We start from the raw sequence: 17,688 nt of genomic DNA on the forward strand, positions 1-17,688 counted from the left end.
TTGACTTTACCAGTTCCAGATGAGCCTAAAATAGTTTGAACTAGAATTGAATTCGTATGTATATGATCAAAAAAAGTTAAATCAATTTACAGGAGTGATCTGTTCAAAATCAGACTACTTTTGCTCTGTTAATTTCACCATTTTTGTTATTTTTTCACCATTGCGATAAACTGTCACTTTAATTGTATCCCCCGATTTTTTCTTTTCATATAAATACTTGCGGAATTGAACAACGTTTTCTATTTTTTGTTCATCCAATGCAATCACAACATCATGCTGCTGTAATCCTCCTTTTTCTGCTGGTGATTGATTCGATATGCTCCCCAACACGACACCATTTATTATCTCTTTTGGCAGTTTTAATTGATCACGTGCAGAATTCGTAATTTCCTCCACATTAAATAACTGTACACCTATCATTGGACGTTTAACCACGCCATCTTTTTCCAATGATTCTAGAACTGTTTTAGCTATATTAATTGGAATTGCGAATCCGATTCCTTCAACTGCTTGTTGTGCAATTTTACTTGAATTAATTCCAATGACCTCACCTTGCTCATTAAATAAAGCCCCTCCGCTATTCCCAGGATTAATAGCTGCATCTGTTTGAATCACCTGTGCCTGCCAATCCACTTGTTGATTTCCAAGTGTGCTAACAGGTATTACTCGATCCTTACTACTAATAATCCCCTTTGTTACACTTCCTTCTAACCCTAATGGATTCCCAATAGCAATTACAGATTCTCCTGTACGAATTTTTTCCGAATCTCCTAGAGTTGCTACTTTTTTCACATCTGTTCCGTCAATTTCTAATATAGCTAGATCTAATAATGGGTCTGTCCCTACTACTTTAGCAGTAAGCTTTTTACCATTATTCAATTTTACTTCTATTTTATTTGCACCGTCTATCACATGATTATTTGTGACAATGAAAACCTTATTTCCTGTTTTTTTATATATGACACCTGATCCTGAACCGGCTTCTTCTGATTGTTCTTGTACTGCAAATGGATCTGCATTTTTTTGATAGTTAATGACACCTACTACAACTTCTTTTGCATCTTCAATCATATTTTGAAGACTATTCACACCTTCTGGTTTGTGCGAGACAGGAGTAACCTGATTCACCTCGTTATTTTTAGCGGATTGACCTGTACCTCCTTTGATCTCATCTATATATGGAGTGGTCAAGCCAATAGTAATTGACCCGATCATTGCACCAATTATTCCGATAAAAAAATAACCAGTTTTTTTACCGTCTCTACTTATGTTCTTTCCTGTTTGTTTTGTATCATAGTGTCCCATTATGAACACTCCTTTCTCCTTTTATGTCACCTGGATATTCCCAACTTAATATTTTCACTATAAGCCCTAAATCTGGAGTGTACATGGAGATAATCAGTAGTTTATCAAGAGTTGTAAATCTGGTTCTGGTGCAAAAGCTTCAAAATATCTAAAAAAAGTCTTTCAGACTTGGACATACTGATACTATTATTCTAAAAAAGGATCTGATTGGTATGGAAAAGCTAAATCTATTCTTTCAGGAATAGAAGCGATGCATATCATTAAAAAAGGCCAACTTATTTTACGGGGCAAGTCTGTCCAAAATGAAGTGAAGTTTATTCATCAACTATTCGGAATGGCTGCATAAGAATAGATTCCATTAGGAATCTATATACCTCTTCAAATAAATACAATCTTTGCACCAGAACCCTCTAATAAACATACAAAAAGTTCCCTGCTTTATAACAGGGAACTTTTTTGCATATTATTAACCTACAAATCTAAAATCCCTACAATCTGACGAGCTTTAGAATTATCAATATAATAATGCATCTCTAATCCTCTTCTTTCCGCACGGAGTACGGTTCCTCTCAATTTTGATAAATACTGTGAAACAGTGGATTGCGGAAGTCTTAATATTTCTGCTAACAGTGTAACATTACGCATTTTATGATGCATTAACTCATTTACAATTTGTAATCGTACTGGATGTGCCATTACCTTTAATAAATCTACATCCTCTTCTGGAATTCCTATTACATCTCGATCACTTTTTAATGCTATCATTTTATATTCTCCTTTATTATTTATTTCTATTATCCTTATAAATAGTACTCATATATAAATACCTTTTGTCCTGTTGAGAAAATAAATTCACTATCCGCTCTTTAGATTAAATAAAGGAAAAGAACTACATATTTATTAAGTTATACGTTCTTCCACCAAAGAAGTAATCTCTTCAATTTTTATATATAGGGATAGCACCACATCGCTATCAAGATAAGAAAAGCAAATACCCCCAAACGAGAAAATTGACATGTCCAGATGAAAATGTACAATTTTTTATTTTAGGGGCGTTATAAAGTTTTTTAGTTAATGTGGTGATACCCATCAACTTAAGAATGGAAACAAAGTGTACTTTCATTTTGTGGGGTAAAGCATTCCTAAAATAGAAGCATACTCTTAATAATACGCATACCAAATAAACCCTATCGTTTTATTAAAAGTCAAGGAAATAGTAATGAAATCCTATATTTATGCGATTGAATATAATGTCACACATTTTATAAGGTAAAAAGGAAAGGATAGATGAACAGGAGAGTATACCTGTTTACATCTATCCTTTTTTACAACAATATGACCACATTTACTACTACAACAAATTTTCATATAGTTACTGAACTATTTTTTGAATAACCAAATTAACCTCTTCGTTAACTTTAATTACGAATAAATGGTCCCCTTCACCTTCAATTGGATCAACTACATCTTCATTAAAAGATTCAGCGTGTTGTCTACCATATCTATTAAACTAGCGGTTTTTATTTTCCCTGATTCCTTTCCATACCTAAGGTACCCAAAAGTCCACTGGATTCCCGAGGCTACCATCCACATTTGTGTCTCTGAAAAGACATTTTGTGCCACTAGACGTAACTGTAGATTTCTGAACAAGCAAAATCACGAAAATACACACAAAGTTAGATTATCATCCATTACATTACTGTTTTGCTTCGTTCGAATAGAAAAACTCGGAAGAACGCCACTTGTTCGATATCTCCTCAATGTGATAAGGTGTCGTTCTGCAGCATCCACCTATTAAACGTGCACCTGCTTGGTACCATTCTTCAGATTGAATATCCAACGCGTTACATTGTTCATGACCATGCCATGTTTTTGTTTCTGGATTATAAGTTTCACCAGAGTTTGGATAAACAATAATCGGTTTTTTGGTGTTTGCCCTCAACTCTTGGATTGCACCAGTCACAACGGTTACTGGCGCACAATTGATGCCTATCGCTACAATTTGTTCACTTTTCTCAAAAACTCGTGCACACTCCACGAGTTTCATACCTTCACTAACCTCTTTCTCATTTTTTAGCGAAAAGGAAAGCCACGCATATGTTGCTGGAAATTCACGCAATAATGTATCTAATACTCTTGCTTCTTGCAGGGAAGGGATCGTTTCAAATGCCAATAGATCTGCACCTGCTTCGATTAACGCAGACATTCTCGAACGGTGAAAGTCTGCTAATGTTTTATCTGTCACACCATAGTTGCCTACATACTCTGAACCATCTGCAAGGTAAGCCCCGTACGGTCCAACTGATGCAACAACCAATGGTTTAGGCCTATTCGTTCGCGTATTTTCCTTCCAAAAATCATCTCTTGCCCTTCTTGCGAGTAACACCGTTTTCTTAATTAATTCCAAAGCTTCCTGTTCTTGTATTCCACGCGCGGAAAAACCACTAATAGTAGCTTGATAGCTTGCTGTTATGGCACAGTCCGCTCCAGCACGAAAATAGTCCGAATGAACCTGATAGATTAGTTCCGGATTTTCTAGTAACACACGTGCCGACCAAAGGGGATCGTCCAAATTACATCCATGCGCCTCCAATTCAGTAGCTAATGCTCCGTCAAGAAGCATAATGGAATGTTGGGATAAAATAGCATCAATTGGGTTGATTTTGTTCGACATAATCTACGCCCCTCTTTTTTAGATTTTTTGTTAGATAATAACTTCCATAGCAAAATAAAATAAACGGTATGCCGCAATATAAGGCAATTCTCTGTGTTGGATCGAATGCAATTCCAATACACGATGCCAGACAAAGGATAAAAGAAGCAATTGGTACTAATGGATATAGTGGTGTGCGATAAATCAAGTCCTTTTCAGAATTTCCTTCTTTCAAAAATTGTCTGCGAAATAGGAACTGGGAAGCACTAATACTCATCCAAACTATAACTACTGCTAGACCGGAAATGGAAACAAGTACGATATAGACAGTATCTGGTGCCACAATACTTGAGAGCAAAGCCAACGCTCCACCCACCATGCTGAAAATGACGGCGTTGATTGGAACACCTTGCTTCGTCATTTTCCCAAAAATCGGGGATATCGTTTTCTTATTAGCAAGCGACCAAAGCATTCTAGAAGAGGCATAAAGGCCTGAGTTTGCCGCAGATAAAATGGCTGTTAAGATAACGAAATTCATTATGTCAGCTGAATATGGCACCCCAATTCGTTCTAGAACTGCAACAAAAGGGCTCTCTAATACCCCTGCATCGGAAATAGGCAATAACGCAGATAAAACAACAATCGTTCCTACAAAAAAGATGATTAATCTCCACAGAGTAATTCGAATGGCCTTCGGTATCATTTTTTCCGGGTTCGCTGTTTCTCCAGCTGCAATGCCTATTAATTCTGTTCCCGAAAAAGCAAAATTAACCGCAAGCATGGTCATCATAATGGCCGTAGCACCATGAGGAAATAAACCTCCACTTGTAAAATTAGAAAAGAATGGTGCTGCTTTTGAATGAGTCATCGGAAGAAACCCTAGCATTGCCGCTACTCCTAAAACAATAAAAAACACAATAGCTATAACCTTTATCGATGAAAACCAAAATTCGGATTCGGCGAAAAATTTAACAGTCAGGACATTTAATACAAAGATCAAAATGGCAAAAAGAGCACTCCATACCCAAACATTAACCGATGGAAACCATCGCTTCATAAGTAATCCTGCGGCTGTAAATTCAGAACCTAAAGCAACAGTCCAAGTTAACCAATACAACCAGGCTACTGTATACCCTGTACCCGGTCCAATGTATTTAACTGCATAACTATGAAATGCGCCCGTTTCAGGCATATGTACGGAAAGCTCTCCTAAACATAGCATAACTAGATAAACCACTAGCGCACCAATCAGATAGGATAGAATTGTTCCAAACGGGCCAGCTTGTTGAATAGTGTAACCCGAGCTTAAGAATAAGCCAGTTCCAATCACCCCACCAAGTGATAGCATGACTAAATGACGTGCTTGCATTTTCCTTTGAAATTCTCGCCCATTTTTGTTCTCCATTTCTACTCTCCTTTAGTTACTATCCAGAAAAAAATAAAAGCGCACTCTAAAAAAGAGGGCGCTACTGACAAATAAAAACGGAAGCTCTCATCTATCAGGATTATCACCCGCTGGAATTAGCACAGTGTCTACTTAAGCAGACCTGTTGCTGAGGTTTCATAAGGCCAGTCCCTCCACCTCTCTGGATAAGAAATATTTTTTTATAACCTTATCAATCCATTCAATAACTGTCAAGATAATTCTGTTTTTTAAAAAAATTATCTATTATAGAAATACAAAAAATAGAGTATTACTATAACTGCAACCCACTCCTTCTTGGGTATTATTTAAAAATCGAACATACAAAACCTCATTTATTTATGATACGGTTCACAAGCACTTCCTCAAAATTTAATGCACTTCTAAATATCTTCTTACTTCTTTGGCTATGGGGTCACCATACATAACCATCAACTCAGGAGATTTTAATACCCTCCAATATCAAAAAACGTTATCCTTTCTAAACAAGCTAAATTAGAAAGGATGATGTTTTCTTATGAATCTCTCGATTCAAGATGAATTATTACCATTTGCAGAAGAATTACAACGATATGTTACACCTGTATTCTTAGAAGAACTTGCAAGAGAAATAGGATTTATAAAGCGAAAACGTAAGTTTTCTGGATCAGAATTAGCTGCTATTTGCATTTGGATTAGACAAACTAGTTTCTTATCTAGCAGATTTCATTTTTGTTTTTTATAGAAGATTGATTATTTAGATACCGTATTCTCATTTTTGTTCAATATCATGTTTAGCGTTGCAGCCGCTTTAGGCCATCCAACGTAAAAGGCCATATGTGTTATCAAAGCAATAATTTCCGTTTCGTTAATTCCATTCTTTTCAGCTAATTGTAGATGAAATGGTAGTTGCTCAGTATTACCGATACTAATTAGAGCAGATAGTGTACATAAACTTCTTTCTCTGGATGTTAAAATAGGATCTCTCCATACTTTTTCGAATAATATGTTTTCACTATAATCAACAAAATCGGGAGCCATATCTCTCATTTTCTTTCGTATATTGGACTCGATACGATCATTCACTATTTTTTCACTCCCTTATATTAACCATTTGTGCTATACCTTGACCAAATGACCAGTTTTCAACAGATGTCTCGTTTAATGTAATAAAAATATCTGTTGTAGAGATGTTTAAATGATTAGAAATAGTTTTTGATATGGATTGATACAAACTCTTTTTCTGATTTATTGTTCTTCCTGGCCCACATGTAATAGAAACATGCATTATTTTTTCTGTTCTCTTTTCCTCTCCTTCTAAGAGATAATGTGGATCGTAAAAAAATTGATTAGGGGGGTAAGGTAAAAACATTTGAAAGTAATCATTTTCTGGGATTTTAAAATGTTCAATCAATGAATGATGAATACTATTACTTACCGTTTTTAGCTCTTCTTTATTCAATTGACCATCTGGATAATAAACATTAACAAACGGCATATTTTCACTCCCTTTCTTATGACCTTATTTTACTTCCATTACCTCGATTTGTATAATTGAAAATACATCGTATAATTATCAATAAAACCGATGAAGATGGGGTGTGAAGATGGAAATAAAAGAGTTAAATACATTTAAGATGATTGTCGAAGAAGGTACTTTTTCACTGGCAGCAAAAAAATTAAACTATGCTCAATCAACTGTAACAACACATATAAAAAAGCTGGAGAATGAACTTGGCTTCCTTCTATTTGATCGGGGGTGGGATGCGCGATTAACAGAGGAAGGTACTTTATTTGCAAAGGAGGTAGATAACTTATTAATGCATTGGGATTATTCAATATCTCAAGCACAGCGCATAAGTAATGAGGAAAAAGGGAGAATAAGAATAGGGCTAACAGAATCTGTTGCAAAAAAGTTAATGCCATCTATATTAAACTATTTAGACAATGAGAAACCATATATACATTGTGATTTTGTTGTAGGGAATACAGCACTTTTATCACAACTATTAGAACAAAATAAAATTGATTTTGCTGTTTGCGGAAACAACAAAAATAGTTCCAATATGAACTTCACTCCACTTTACAATGAACAAATTGAATTTATTGTCAATAACCCTCACCATCCAATATTACACAAAGAGTCAATTGAAGTATTCGATATCATTAATTATCCTATTTTAATTGGAGAGAATAGTTGTTATTATTATCAATCTGTGAATGCCTTTTTATCAGAAAATAATTTATCTTTTAAAAGAGTTTACAATTGTAGTGCATTACACCTTATTCCACAAATGGTTTTTGGAAATGCAATAGGTATTATTCCTAAGGGAACTATTTTAAACAAAGGTAATATATCATTTAAGGTTAAAGGATTTGATCCCCAGATGCCTATAGGATTATTAATTTCTTCTAAAAACAGCAATTATTTGAGCCAGACAAAACAACGACTTATGAAATTAATTGAATCGTTATTGTGATAAATAATGATTTCTCTTAATAATTATCTATATTTGTTTGATTAATTTTTCAAAACAGCTTTTAAAGCCGGAAAATAATTAAAACAGCAATTAAATAATAGATACACAACAAAAAAGGATCTGCTACTTACTGCAGATCCTTTTTTGAATCGGTGTACATTTGTTAACTCTTACAAGCGTTTAATGTGTTACATTTTTTACGTGCTTTAATTTCAGCCGGCTGAGCACCAAGCCAATAAGTTGGAAATGCAGTCCCCTCGGTGACACCGCCATCACGATGCATGTAATAACGTTCATCATAATCATTTTTAAAGTTCCCTTCAAGTGCAAGTTCTACCCATTCTGCACCAAAACGGAAAATTTCTGCAGCTACTCCACCAAGCGGATGGAATTCATTCTCGTAGACGCGCAGCTCCTTTGGTGCTTCTACAAGCTCATAAAGACTTAATGCTTCTTCCAAACGGGTTAGTTCATCAAATTCTCCTATACCCATGAAGACTGGACAAGTAATCTTTGGAGCCAATTTCCATAGGTTCATCTGGCTACTCAGCTCGTTTTCAAAGGCAACCTCATCAGTGTAGCCAGACATGTACATAAAGTTTGCTTTGAAACTCGGCTGTGCTCGGTTGAAGATGGTATCAAATTCGCCATATACACCTTCAAAGGTTGCTATAGCGTTTATACGATTATCACTCGCAGCAGCGCGCATCCCCCAATACCCACTCATACTGATACCAAAAAATCCAATCCGATTTGAATCAACCTCAGGTCGTTTGGATAGAAAATCGATATAACAACTAACGGCGCGTTCGTAATTAGTCAAATCAACTTTTAGACCTCCTGATACAGATTCACCTTGACCTGGTCCTTCAATTGATAGAGCTACGATACCACGAGACGTATAATAGCGTTGCGCAATCTGTATATAGTCTTCCTTAATCATATCCATACCTGGGCCTAATATTACTGCTGGTGCATTACGAATTTCACCTGAAGGTAAATGAAATAGTGCATATATCTGTTTGCCTTCAAATTCTAATACTATACGTTGTACCGTTCCCCCTCCAAGTGACGAAATAGCTGCCACACATTCGTTACAACGCTCTCGAAACGCTAACTTTCGTGGATCATCATTAAAATATGAATATTGTGCACGTCCCCACATAACAGCAGCTCGCTGATACAAATCACGGGCAGTAACTGTAAATCCTTTTTGTTCATAATGTTTTGCTCGTTCTTGAGCTTGAGCAGCAACCGTGGCCCATGCTTTTGGTATCATTGCTCCACTCTTTACTTGAGAAAATACTTTATCAAAATCAGTGTGGTCGTGTCCTAACTGTTCCATAGTTGCCTTTGCTTCAGGGTGCAAAGCATCAAACCCACCAAGTGCAAGAGCTATATCTAAAGCCCATCCTTGAGATTGTGAACGTTGAGTCATAATAATCATCCTTTACAATATAATTAAGTACTTAATGATTAAGTACTTAATTAATATGATGAAGTATACTATCTACTTTTGTCAAGTCTATAAACTAAGTCGTTTTATTTAGGATTCAAAATAAGTAGATATACTATTGCTTGGAAAAGAACAGCAAATCTATACTTAATTTGACTCTACTCTTTTCCATATGTTATTGTTAACTCCATATAATTAAGTACTTAGTTAATAAGAAAATGGTGATATTATGACAAATTCTATAAATAAGATAAATGCAATAGACGAACTTAGTCATGCTATATATAGTCTGACTGCAGCCGATGGACGTTTAAGAGGGCGAGCTACTCGTACATTAGGAGCAGTTTCAATGGTCCATGCTCGAACTCTTAAAGTATTAGCTGAAGAAGGCGAATTATCAGTCAAAGAATTAGCTGATCGAGCAGAAACTACCGCCGCTGGTATTACTCAATTAATCAATGGATTACAACAAGCAGGCTACGTTGAGCGTGTTCGTTCAAATAACGACCGGAGAGTTGTCAAAGTCCGGCTTACGCCTAGTGGTTTAAATTGTCATTTAGAAAGGGAGGAAAAACTAAAACATATTCTTAATGCGAACCTTTCAGATTTTGATGCAGAACAAATCGAGAAATCTTCTGAAATAATTAGGTGCCTAGTTCATGTGCTTGATCAACTATAATAGTATTCTAAAGCTTTCTTAGGTTCTTAGAACTAACTCCATCGCCATTAAGTTAAGCAATATATCACCAGCAAAATTGAAAAATGGGCTGAATACTCAAATATAACTGTAAGATTTTGAACTACTCCCACTTAACGACTTTGCGGCCTTTTTGAAGTGGGAGATTTCTGTGAACATCGGTGTATCCACCAGTTATGTTAGCAGGATCCGTCCGTAGTTCCTATGGTGGGAACTGAAGTGTCTTTTACGTTGCCTCACCACGCTTCCTACTTTAGCTTGATTTTCGCAATTTCGGCAAGCGCGGGACGATAGGACGTTGAAAATTTTACGATTGCAACGAATTTTCTGCAACCAACCTCATATCTTCAGTTTTCAAAGATCAATCTGTACAAGTATATGGTAAAAAACATTTTGGCTTACACCAACCGACATGCATCCCCCACTTAAAATTGACGTTTTACACCTTCACATTTTTAAGAAAGGAGTCTTTTGTTAGAAATCGATAAAATCGCTCCAATTCCTATTCATTTGAACTCCCCCCACTTATACGATTCTTCCCTTACAGTTTACCATTGCCCCAGTACTATCTTTCTTCCCTTTTTCGAAGGATGCTTTGTTGCTTAAAGAACCTGAAAATTGAATTTAAGAGCGCAAAAAGTTTGTTTTTTAATTAATCAATTTATATAACTAGATAATCAATTTGTAATTTAAATATGGTAAGGTTTTGGTAAAGTGCTAGGTATTGATGTAAAAACATAGAAGAAAAATTACTAATTATATTGCAATTAGCAAAGGTTTGTATTCCATTGAGTGAAATTATTGAGGTAACCGAAGATAATACGTATGCTGGTGTTGAAAAAGCAGAAGTATTCCGAATTGGAACAGCATACGGGACAACTGATCGTAGTTTAATTAAAATCATAAAGTATACTTATCTATGTTCTGTTGCACAGTGTTTAAAACTAAGCTAAACTTTTGCAACAGAACCCATTTACTTTCCCTCTTCAAAAAATCGTAACTTTATTTCAAATCCACATTTAACCCTTAAAACAAAAAGAACTTGTAGGAATCTCTACAAGTTCTTTTTAGTTTCAGGTGAATATACGGGACAAACAAACTATCTTACAGATTCATCATAGAAACTACAGGGGTAATGCTTTGACAAATATATTATATAACAAATATTAACATCCATAGATTTTAATTTTGAAAATTATGTGAATTAAGAACGAAAGTAGCTTTTTTCTTAGCTATTATTAATTTCGTTTACTACTAACTTCTTTTTACTTAAATACACTGCTCGATCCGATTTTTTTGCAACTTCTTGTGAATGCGTAACAACAATTACACATTTATTCTCTTGATGAGCAAGCTCTTGAAACAACTCAATAATCTCTTTTGCTGTTTCTCCATCAAGGTTTCCTGTTGGTTCATCAGCAATCAATAAATCGACATTGCAAGATAGTGCCCTAGCAATTGCTACACGCTGTTGTTGCCCGCCACTTAGTTGCAAGACATTTCGTTTCGCTTCTACTTCTGTGAGTCCTACCTTCTCTAATAATTCTAATGCTCTTGCTTTTTTATTTTGTACCTTCACACCTGTAATTTCCATTGCCGTTAGTACATTCTGAAGAGCGGTCATATAGGTAATCAAATTATACGATTGGAAAATTACAGATACATTTTGATTACGGTATCGATCCAAACCAATTTTTCGAATATCCTTGCCATTATATAGTACATAACCGTTTTTAGGTATGTCCAGCCCACAACCTAAGCTAAGAGTTGTGGTTTTTCCAGATCCAGAGGGCCCTAAAATCGTGTAAAAATGCCCTTTTTGAAAAGAAAAATTAACATTATCTAGTATCGTTACTTTTTTCCCATTACTTTCATAATAATAATCTAAGTTTTTAAATTGTAAAATCGTCTCCATATCGAGCCTCCTTATTCATCTTTTAAAAGAATTTGTTTTGGATTTAAGCGTAGAATAGATAATGCTGGAAGAAGCGTTGCTAATATAGCAATAGCTAGTCCAATTCCCCCCATTTTCCCTACATCCTCTCCCGTTACACTTACATCAATTTTATCAATTGGCTCCTTTTTTTGGTCTTGTAGACTACCACCAGGTCCAGCCACCATTACAGTACTATTTTGTGAGGTGTCTGTTTCTTCACTTGCTGTAGCAATTTCACTCGAAAGTAAGTTATTTCCTACGAATTGAGAAACTTTAGCTCCTGTTGTTATGGATAATCCAAATGCTAAAATAGCAATACATACTACTTCTACTACGAACTGCGCCATCAGTTTCCATTTTTTCTCTCCAATGGACAATAAAATCCCCATTTCCTTACGACGTGCTTTAATCGATAACATAATGATTAATCCTAAGATAATCGCACCTGCAATAGATACCATATAGATAATCATTTGAGACGTAGAAGCGATATTTTCGATAGGACCAATCATTTGTTTGTACAATGAATCATGTGCATCTAACTTAAAATAATTAAAATCAATATCAGATTTTTTTGCTTCTTTTTTAAATGCATCAATGTATTGTGGGTCGTTCAATAAGTACACAACTTGAATACTACTCATACCTTCATCTACTTCTAATTTTTTTAAAGTAGAGTAAGGCATATATAGTTTATTAGCTGGATTCATCATAGGAGGGGGATTTTGACCCATTGGTTGCTCATTCGTTTCGTAAATACCAATAATTTCAATTTCAAGAGTTTCCTTTTTATCCCCTGATTGAACTTTAACTTTATCTCCTACTTTCAAATTGTTTTGTTCCGCTAATCGTTTTTCCATTAAAGCTACATTCTGATCTTGCATCTGTTCTGTAATTGGTTTTCCATCAACGATTTTATTTTTTCCATTTTCAAAGCTTTCTTGTAATAAAGTCTTGCGAACTCCTTCTATCATAAGAGAAGAATTCATATCTATTTCTGTACCTGAACCTGATCCTCCCGCCGTTGCCACTCTAGCATTTCCTTTTCCTTCTCCTTCGCCTTCTGAAACTCCTACTAATTTAAATCCATCTGCAATTCCGAAATTATGGGTTATATAATTATAGTCTTTTACATGCTTGGACTTCGCTAATTGATCTGTTTCTTTTGTATTGAGCTGCGGCGGATTAGGCGCTTCTCCAGTTTCCCTTGCTTGTTTTCCTAATTTATCAAAATCAAGACCTAAAGTAACATCAGCACCCAGTTTTTTTCTTGCTGCATCAGCAGCTTTTTTTGATGCATTTTGGATTGTGAATCCTGCCAGCACTAAATTTGTAACAATCAGGAAGACTGCCATCAAAATTAATGATGTTCCTATTCTTTTTCTCATACTGAGAATTGCGCGTTTTATAAAATTCATTTTTCCTAACCTCCTTGATAGTTGTTATTGTATATACGCTATCTGGAGTTTGTATGGAGCTATTCCATAGTTTATCTGGAGATATAAGGAGTTTATGTGTATTTATCATTTTAGCCAAGAAGACTCCTTCCTCCAGGAATGCGAAGTGAGTAGGTGGGAGATGAATTTGCTTCGGACAAGGGATGGCAGGAAGCCATCTTAATTGTTCGACATACATAAACTGTTACTTCACTACCTATCGAATATACGTTTGTTGTATAATAGACACATATCGAAATGGGGGGTGAAACGAATGATAATCAATAAAGCATATAAATTTCGTATCTATCCAAATAAAGCACAAGCGAACCTAATCAATAAAACAATTGGCTGTTCTCGTTTTGTATTCAATCATTTCCTATCTCTATGGGATAATGCATACAAAGAAACAGGAAAAGGTTTGACATATGGTACATGGTCTGCCAAACTTCCTGCCATGAAGAAATAGTTTGTTTGGCTAAAAGAAGTGGATAGTATTGCGATTCAGTCGTCTGTTCGCAACCTTGCGGATGCTTATACACGCTTTTTCAAAAAACAAAACAGTGCCCCGCATTTCAAATCTAAGAAAAACAACGTACAATCTTACACCACAAAACAAACAAATGAAAACATTGCCGTTGTAGGAAACAAAATGAAATTGCCAAAACTCGGTCTTGTTCGATTTGCCAAAAGTCGTGAAGTAAAGGGACGTATTTTAAATGCTACAGTTAGACGAAACCCTTCTGGCAAATACTTTGTGTCATTGTTAGTTGAAACAGAAGTGCAAGAACTTCCGAAAACAAATTCTTACATTGGAATGGATGTGGGACTAAAAGATTTCGCCATTTTGTCAGATGGAACAATCTATAAAAATCCAAAGTTTTTTCGATCGTTAGAAGAGAAGTTGGTAAAAGCACAGCGTGTTCTTTCTAGAAGAATGAATGGATCTTCTCGCTGGAATAAACAACGAGTAAAGGTAGCTAGAATTCATGAATACATGGCAAATGCCAGAAAAGATTACTTGGACAAAATCTCAACTGAAATCATCAAAAACCACGATGTTATCGGTATAGAAGATTTGCAAGTATCGAATATGTTAAAGAATCATAAGTTAGCAAAAGCGATTAGTGAGGTATCATGGTCACAGTTTCGAACCATGTTGGAATATAAAGCGAAATGGTACGGCAAACAAATCATTGTCGTATCGAAAACATTTGCTTCAAGCCAATTATGTTCTTGTTGTGGATATCAAAACAAAGACGTTAAAAATCTAAACCTACGCAAATGGGGTTGCCCTTCTTGTCATACACATCATGATAGGGATATTAACGCAAGTATCCATCTAAAGAATGAAGCGATAAGGCTTCTAACCGCAAGGACTGTGGAGCTAGCCTAATAAATTAGAGTTCGATAGAACTCTTTACTTAGGAATCCCCCTCTTCTAAACGAAGTAAAAATGGGGGTAGTTCAATGTTGATAACTGACGGTATCATAATATTTAATTCTACAGCTTATTTAGAAGAGTCATGTACATTTCGAAGACGTTCTTGAATAAGTTTTATTTTTTCATTCACCTTTGATGCATATGTGAAATCACCATAACAATATGGATACCTAAAATTATTTTGATTTCCACCACAAGTGTACATCTCTGGATTTTGATCAACTTTCATCTTAGAAAACTTTTTAGCCGAATCTTCCGAGTGTTGTTTATCTTCTTGGCTGGCAATAAAATCAATATACCCTGGTCCCATATTATAGCTTTGAATAATTGTATCCATGCTAACATCTTTTTCCGTTCCATATTTGTACATTTGAGCAAAGTGTTTTACCCCTTGTTTAATACTCAGGCTTATCTCTTGAAGTTCATTTGGCCTTAATCCAAGTGACTCAGAAGACTGCATAGGGTCGTTGCCCTCACCTCTACTCTCTTGGTACATAATTCCTAACAAAACTGCAGTTTTCCCTCCTAAATCATATTTTTCTAATTCTTTTTTCAAGGTAGGCTCATATTGCAATAAACGTTTTTCGGTAGCAAGCACTTTATTTTTATGAACATTGGTTTTATGATTAAAATATAGTATTCCAAGCATTGTTCCTAAACCTAAAATACTAATAAATAATAATATAATAATTCGTATTTTACTCGTATTCTTCATATATTCCTCCTCGTATAAGAAATTCTATTTTTCAATGGCAATTGGTTATTTATAAAATATGTAGTGACCATCTATCCCCCGCTCCTTTTTAGACTGAAACATCAATTCTTTAAGGTTTAAAGTTTAATATAAAAATTTAAAGATAAGGTAAAGATAAGATAAAGTTAAGATAAAGGGCATTTTTTAGCGTACTTTAAAAAGGTATTGGTACAAACAAATATGTGGGACAACTTGTTGATATGAATGGATATAGTGATAAGCGAGAGGTTATCGTACAAGTTATTAGTTTTGGAGATATCATTTTAGAAGAAGATTTACCCTATCTTTTTAACGAATTCCTCGAAAGAATTCTCCTTCCTCAAGCGCATGAAGGGCGTAGCCCAGCGGTAGGTGGGAGATGAATTTCGGTTTGGCGTAGCCAAAAGGCTTTGCTTTTTATTTTGCCTCTGATATAATCAGTCTTATAAAGCGCAAAGGTTGGTATATCAATGAAATTAGACAGCAATAACCATTCAGTATTCTTGTTGTATTACCATCTTGTGTTGGTCGTAAAATTCAGAAGAAATGTGTTTGATGATGATATGTCAAACTATGCAAAAGACATGTTTGTCAGGTTATCCGAGAATTACAACATAACACTGGTAGAGTGGAATCATGATGTAGACCATGTTCATATTTTGTTCAAGGCACATCCGAATACAGAAATGACAAAATTTATTAATGCTTATAAAAGTGCAAGTTCTCGAGTAATCAAGAGAGACTTTCCACAAGTGAAAAAGAAACTTTGGAAAGAGATGTTTTGGTCAAAAAGTTTTTGCTTACTAACTACTGGTGGTTCGCCAATAGACGTAGTAAATGAATATATTGAAAATCAAGGTGAAAAGTGAGGTGAAATGATATGACAAAGCATAATAAAGCCTATAAATTCCGTTTGTATCCAACAGAAGAACAAGCATATCTTATGCGTAAAACCTTCGGTTGTGTACGTTTCGTGTATAACAGAATGTTAGCTGAACGAAAAGAAGCGTACGAAAAATACAAAGATGATAAGGAACAACTAAAGAAACAAAAGCTTCCAACTCCTGCGAAATACAAAGCAGAATTTGAGTGGTTAAAAGAAGTTGATTCATTAGCTTTGGCAAATGCTCAACTAAACTTGCAAACTGCCTATAAGAATTTCTTTAGTGGTCAAAATGACTTTCCGACATTCAAAAGTAAAAAAGACAGAAAGTCTTATACAACGAATGTAGTAAACGGAAATATTATGTTGCTTAATGGTCATATCAAATTGCCAAAACTGAAAATGGTACGTTTCAAACAGCATAGAGAAATACCACAAGACCATATGATCAAGTCATGTACGATTTCTATGACACCTACTGGTAAATACTATGTGTCCATCTTGACTGAATACGAAAAAGAGAATGTACAAAAAGAAGTAGAAACAGTTGTTGGATTAGACTTTGCGATGGATGGATTATACGTTAGTTCTGAGGATGAGAAAGCCAATTATCCTAAGTTCTATCGTGAAATGTTAGACCAATTAGCAAAGGCACAACGAGTATTAGCAAGACGCAATAAAGGGTCTGGGCGTTGGAATAAACAACGTATTCGTGTAGCTAAGTTACATGAGAAAGTAGCTAACCAACGTAAGAATTTCCTTCATCATAAGTCTAAAAATTTAGCTGCTAATTTTGATGTTGTAGCTATTGAAGACCTAAACATGAAAGGAATGTCGCAAGCACTTCATTTTGGAAAAAGTGTCGCTGATAATGGGTGGGGTATATTCATTTCTTTCTTAGCTTATAAACTAAACGAACAAGGAAAACAACTTGTGAAAATAGACAAATGGTTTCCTTCCACAAAAACATGTAGCAGTTGTGGAAATGTAAAAAATATGTCATTGTCTGAACGAGTCTATTCTTGCATATGCGGTGTAAATCTCGATAGAGATTATAACGCAGCTATCAATATCAAAAATGAAGCAATACGCCTATTAGCGTTAGCATAAATAACAATAAAATAACCTTTGGAACAAGGGAGTTAGCTCGGCTGTCTTAGGACGAATTCGTTAGCTATCAAAAGTAACGACTAACCGAGAAGCCCCCACTTCAAACAGTCCGTTAGGACGTTAAGTGGCGGGTAGTTCACTATACTTTATATA

14 protein-coding genes, 5 pseudogenes and 1 riboswitch are annotated in these 17,688 nt (G+C 35.2%); of the genes and pseudogenes, 9 read left to right on the forward strand and 10 right to left on the reverse strand.

Annotated features, from left to right (window positions below; genetic code table 11):
* Nucleotides 1–114: 114 nt before the first annotated feature.
* The gene (locus JFU54_RS00200) at nt 115–1,314 is read right to left on the reverse strand and encodes a S1C family serine protease (protein WP_176127000.1); all 1,200 of its coding nucleotides are present in this window, start codon (nt 1,312–1,314) and stop codon (nt 115–117) included.
* A gap of 211 nt (nt 1,315–1,525) precedes the next feature.
* Between JFU54_RS00200 and JFU54_RS00205 the strand changes: the two are divergent.
* Nucleotides 1,526–1,651: pseudogene (locus JFU54_RS00205) on the forward strand (IS6 family transposase); the annotation flags it as partial.
* Between the two features lie 125 nt (nt 1,652–1,776).
* On the opposite strand, the gene JFU54_RS00210 reads toward JFU54_RS00205, so the two are convergent.
* The 3 genes from JFU54_RS00210 to mmuP all read right to left on the reverse strand — a co-directional run bounded on the left by JFU54_RS00210 (nt 1,777) and on the right by mmuP (nt 5,363).
* A complete protein-coding gene (locus JFU54_RS00210; RefSeq protein WP_078205348.1) occupies nt 1,777–2,070 on the reverse strand; it encodes an ArsR/SmtB family transcription factor in 294 nt (97 codons plus the stop codon).
* Between the two features lie 931 nt (nt 2,071–3,001).
* Nucleotides 3,002–3,979 (reverse strand): homocysteine S-methyltransferase, encoded by a 978-nt coding sequence (gene mmuM / locus JFU54_RS00215; RefSeq protein ID WP_078205349.1) that lies wholly within the window; start codon nt 3,977–3,979, stop codon nt 3,002–3,004.
* Nucleotides 3,954–5,363, reverse strand: coding sequence for an S-methylmethionine permease (mmuP, locus tag JFU54_RS00220; RefSeq protein ID WP_078205350.1), 1,410 nt, complete (start codon nt 5,361–5,363; stop codon nt 3,954–3,956). The genes mmuM and mmuP overlap by 26 nt, the downstream gene beginning before the upstream one ends.
* A gap of 84 nt (nt 5,364–5,447) precedes the next feature.
* Nucleotides 5,448–5,555, reverse strand: a riboswitch (SAM riboswitch).
* Nucleotides 5,556–5,898: 343 nt separating this feature from the next.
* Between mmuP and JFU54_RS00225 the strand changes: the two are divergent.
* A pseudogene (locus JFU54_RS00225) lies at nt 5,899–6,063 on the forward strand (IS4 family transposase); the annotation flags it as partial.
* A 50-nt stretch (nt 6,064–6,113) separates the two neighbouring features.
* On the opposite strand, the gene JFU54_RS00230 reads toward JFU54_RS00225, so the two are convergent.
* Nucleotides 6,114–6,446, reverse strand: a complete 333-nt coding sequence (locus tag JFU54_RS00230; RefSeq protein ID WP_012259796.1) for a carboxymuconolactone decarboxylase family protein — start codon at nt 6,444–6,446, stop codon at nt 6,114–6,116.
* 7 nt (nt 6,447–6,453) lie between these two features.
* Complete coding sequence (locus JFU54_RS00235) at nt 6,454–6,858, reverse strand: tautomerase family protein (RefSeq protein ID WP_002136375.1); 405 nt, start codon at nt 6,856–6,858, stop codon at nt 6,454–6,456.
* A 109-nt stretch (nt 6,859–6,967) separates the two neighbouring features.
* Here JFU54_RS00235 and JFU54_RS00240 point away from each other — a divergent pair, with 109 nt between their 5' ends.
* The gene (locus JFU54_RS00240) at nt 6,968–7,840 is read left to right on the forward strand and encodes a LysR family transcriptional regulator (RefSeq protein WP_078205352.1); all 873 of its coding nucleotides are present in this window, start codon (nt 6,968–6,970) and stop codon (nt 7,838–7,840) included.
* Between the two features lie 163 nt (nt 7,841–8,003).
* Here JFU54_RS00240 and JFU54_RS00245 read toward each other — a convergent pair whose 3' ends face one another.
* Nucleotides 8,004–9,278, reverse strand: a complete 1,275-nt coding sequence (locus tag JFU54_RS00245; protein ID WP_201063431.1) for an alpha/beta hydrolase — start codon at nt 9,276–9,278, stop codon at nt 8,004–8,006.
* A 247-nt stretch (nt 9,279–9,525) separates the two neighbouring features.
* Between JFU54_RS00245 and JFU54_RS00250 the strand changes: the two genes are divergently transcribed.
* Nucleotides 9,526–9,975: a MarR family winged helix-turn-helix transcriptional regulator gene (locus JFU54_RS00250; protein ID WP_078205354.1), complete on the forward strand. Its 450-nt coding sequence runs from the start codon at nt 9,526–9,528 to the stop codon at nt 9,973–9,975.
* A gap of 732 nt (nt 9,976–10,707) precedes the next feature.
* Nucleotides 10,708–10,946, forward strand: a pseudogene (locus JFU54_RS00255) (SunI/YnzG family protein).
* A gap of 275 nt (nt 10,947–11,221) precedes the next feature.
* Here the strand turns inward: JFU54_RS00255 and JFU54_RS00260 are convergent.
* A complete protein-coding gene (locus tag JFU54_RS00260) occupies nt 11,222–11,908 on the reverse strand; it encodes an ABC transporter ATP-binding protein (RefSeq protein WP_060751035.1) in 687 nt (228 codons plus the stop codon).
* An 11-nt stretch (nt 11,909–11,919) separates the two neighbouring features.
* Nucleotides 11,920–13,347, reverse strand: a complete 1,428-nt coding sequence (locus JFU54_RS00265) for an ABC transporter permease (protein WP_201038171.1) — start codon at nt 13,345–13,347, stop codon at nt 11,920–11,922.
* Between the two features lie 292 nt (nt 13,348–13,639).
* Here JFU54_RS00265 and tnpB point away from each other — a divergent pair.
* Nucleotides 13,640–14,761, forward strand: a pseudogene (gene tnpB / locus JFU54_RS00270) (IS200/IS605 family element RNA-guided endonuclease TnpB).
* A 115-nt stretch (nt 14,762–14,876) separates the two neighbouring features.
* Here tnpB and JFU54_RS00275 read toward each other — a convergent pair.
* Nucleotides 14,877–15,524: a lysozyme family protein gene (locus tag JFU54_RS00275; RefSeq protein ID WP_078205998.1), complete on the reverse strand. Its 648-nt coding sequence runs from the start codon at nt 15,522–15,524 to the stop codon at nt 14,877–14,879.
* Between the two features lie 218 nt (nt 15,525–15,742).
* On the opposite strand from JFU54_RS00275, the pseudogene JFU54_RS00280 reads away from it, so the two are divergent.
* The 3 genes and pseudogenes from JFU54_RS00280 to JFU54_RS00290 all read left to right on the forward strand — a co-directional run.
* A pseudogene (locus JFU54_RS00280) lies at nt 15,743–15,862 on the forward strand (vancomycin resistance histidine kinase VanS); the annotation flags it as partial.
* Nucleotides 15,863–16,012: 150 nt separating this feature from the next.
* Nucleotides 16,013–16,411 carry an IS200/IS605 family transposase gene (gene tnpA / locus JFU54_RS00285; protein WP_201038172.1) on the forward strand — a complete coding sequence of 133 codons (399 nt, stop codon included), beginning with the start codon at nt 16,013–16,015 and terminating at the stop codon, nt 16,409–16,411.
* 11 nt (nt 16,412–16,422) lie between these two features.
* Complete coding sequence (locus tag JFU54_RS00290) at nt 16,423–17,535, forward strand: RNA-guided endonuclease TnpB family protein (RefSeq protein ID WP_201063433.1); 1,113 nt, start codon at nt 16,423–16,425, stop codon at nt 17,533–17,535.
* The last annotated feature ends 153 nt before the right edge of the window (nt 17,536–17,688 follow it).

This window comes from Bacillus sp. TH19 (assembly GCF_016651075.1).
In the GTDB taxonomy this organism is placed as follows: domain Bacteria; phylum Bacillota; class Bacilli; order Bacillales; family Bacillaceae_G; genus Bacillus_A; species Bacillus_A mycoides.

Excerpts from the sequence above, each read along its gene's own strand:
- JFU54_RS00235 (WP_002136375.1), bottom strand. The coding sequence starts at position 6,858 with ATGCCGTTTGTTAATGTTTATTATCCAGATGGTCAATTGAATAAAGAA.
- JFU54_RS00210 (WP_078205348.1), bottom strand. The coding sequence starts at position 2,070 with ATGATAGCATTAAAAAGTGATCGAGATGTAATAGGAATTCCAGAAGAG.
- tnpA (WP_201038172.1), top strand. The coding sequence starts at position 16,013 with ATGAAATTAGACAGCAATAACCATTCAGTATTCTTGTTGTATTACCAT.
- JFU54_RS00290 (WP_201063433.1), top strand. The coding sequence starts at position 16,423 with ATGACAAAGCATAATAAAGCCTATAAATTCCGTTTGTATCCAACAGAA.
- JFU54_RS00250 (WP_078205354.1), top strand. The coding sequence starts at position 9,526 with ATGACAAATTCTATAAATAAGATAAATGCAATAGACGAACTTAGTCAT.
- JFU54_RS00275 (WP_078205998.1), bottom strand. The coding sequence starts at position 15,524 with ATGAAGAATACGAGTAAAATACGAATTATTATATTATTATTTATTAGT.
- JFU54_RS00245 (WP_201063431.1), bottom strand. The coding sequence starts at position 9,278 with ATGACTCAACGTTCACAATCTCAAGGATGGGCTTTAGATATAGCTCTT.
- JFU54_RS00265 (WP_201038171.1), bottom strand. The coding sequence starts at position 13,347 with ATGAATTTTATAAAACGCGCAATTCTCAGTATGAGAAAAAGAATAGGA.
- JFU54_RS00260 (WP_060751035.1), bottom strand. The coding sequence starts at position 11,908 with ATGGAGACGATTTTACAATTTAAAAACTTAGATTATTATTATGAAAGT.
- mmuP (WP_078205350.1), bottom strand. The coding sequence starts at position 5,363 with ATGGAGAACAAAAATGGGCGAGAATTTCAAAGGAAAATGCAAGCACGT.
- mmuM (WP_078205349.1), bottom strand. The coding sequence starts at position 3,979 with ATGTCGAACAAAATCAACCCAATTGATGCTATTTTATCCCAACATTCC.
- JFU54_RS00240 (WP_078205352.1), top strand. The coding sequence starts at position 6,968 with ATGGAAATAAAAGAGTTAAATACATTTAAGATGATTGTCGAAGAAGGT.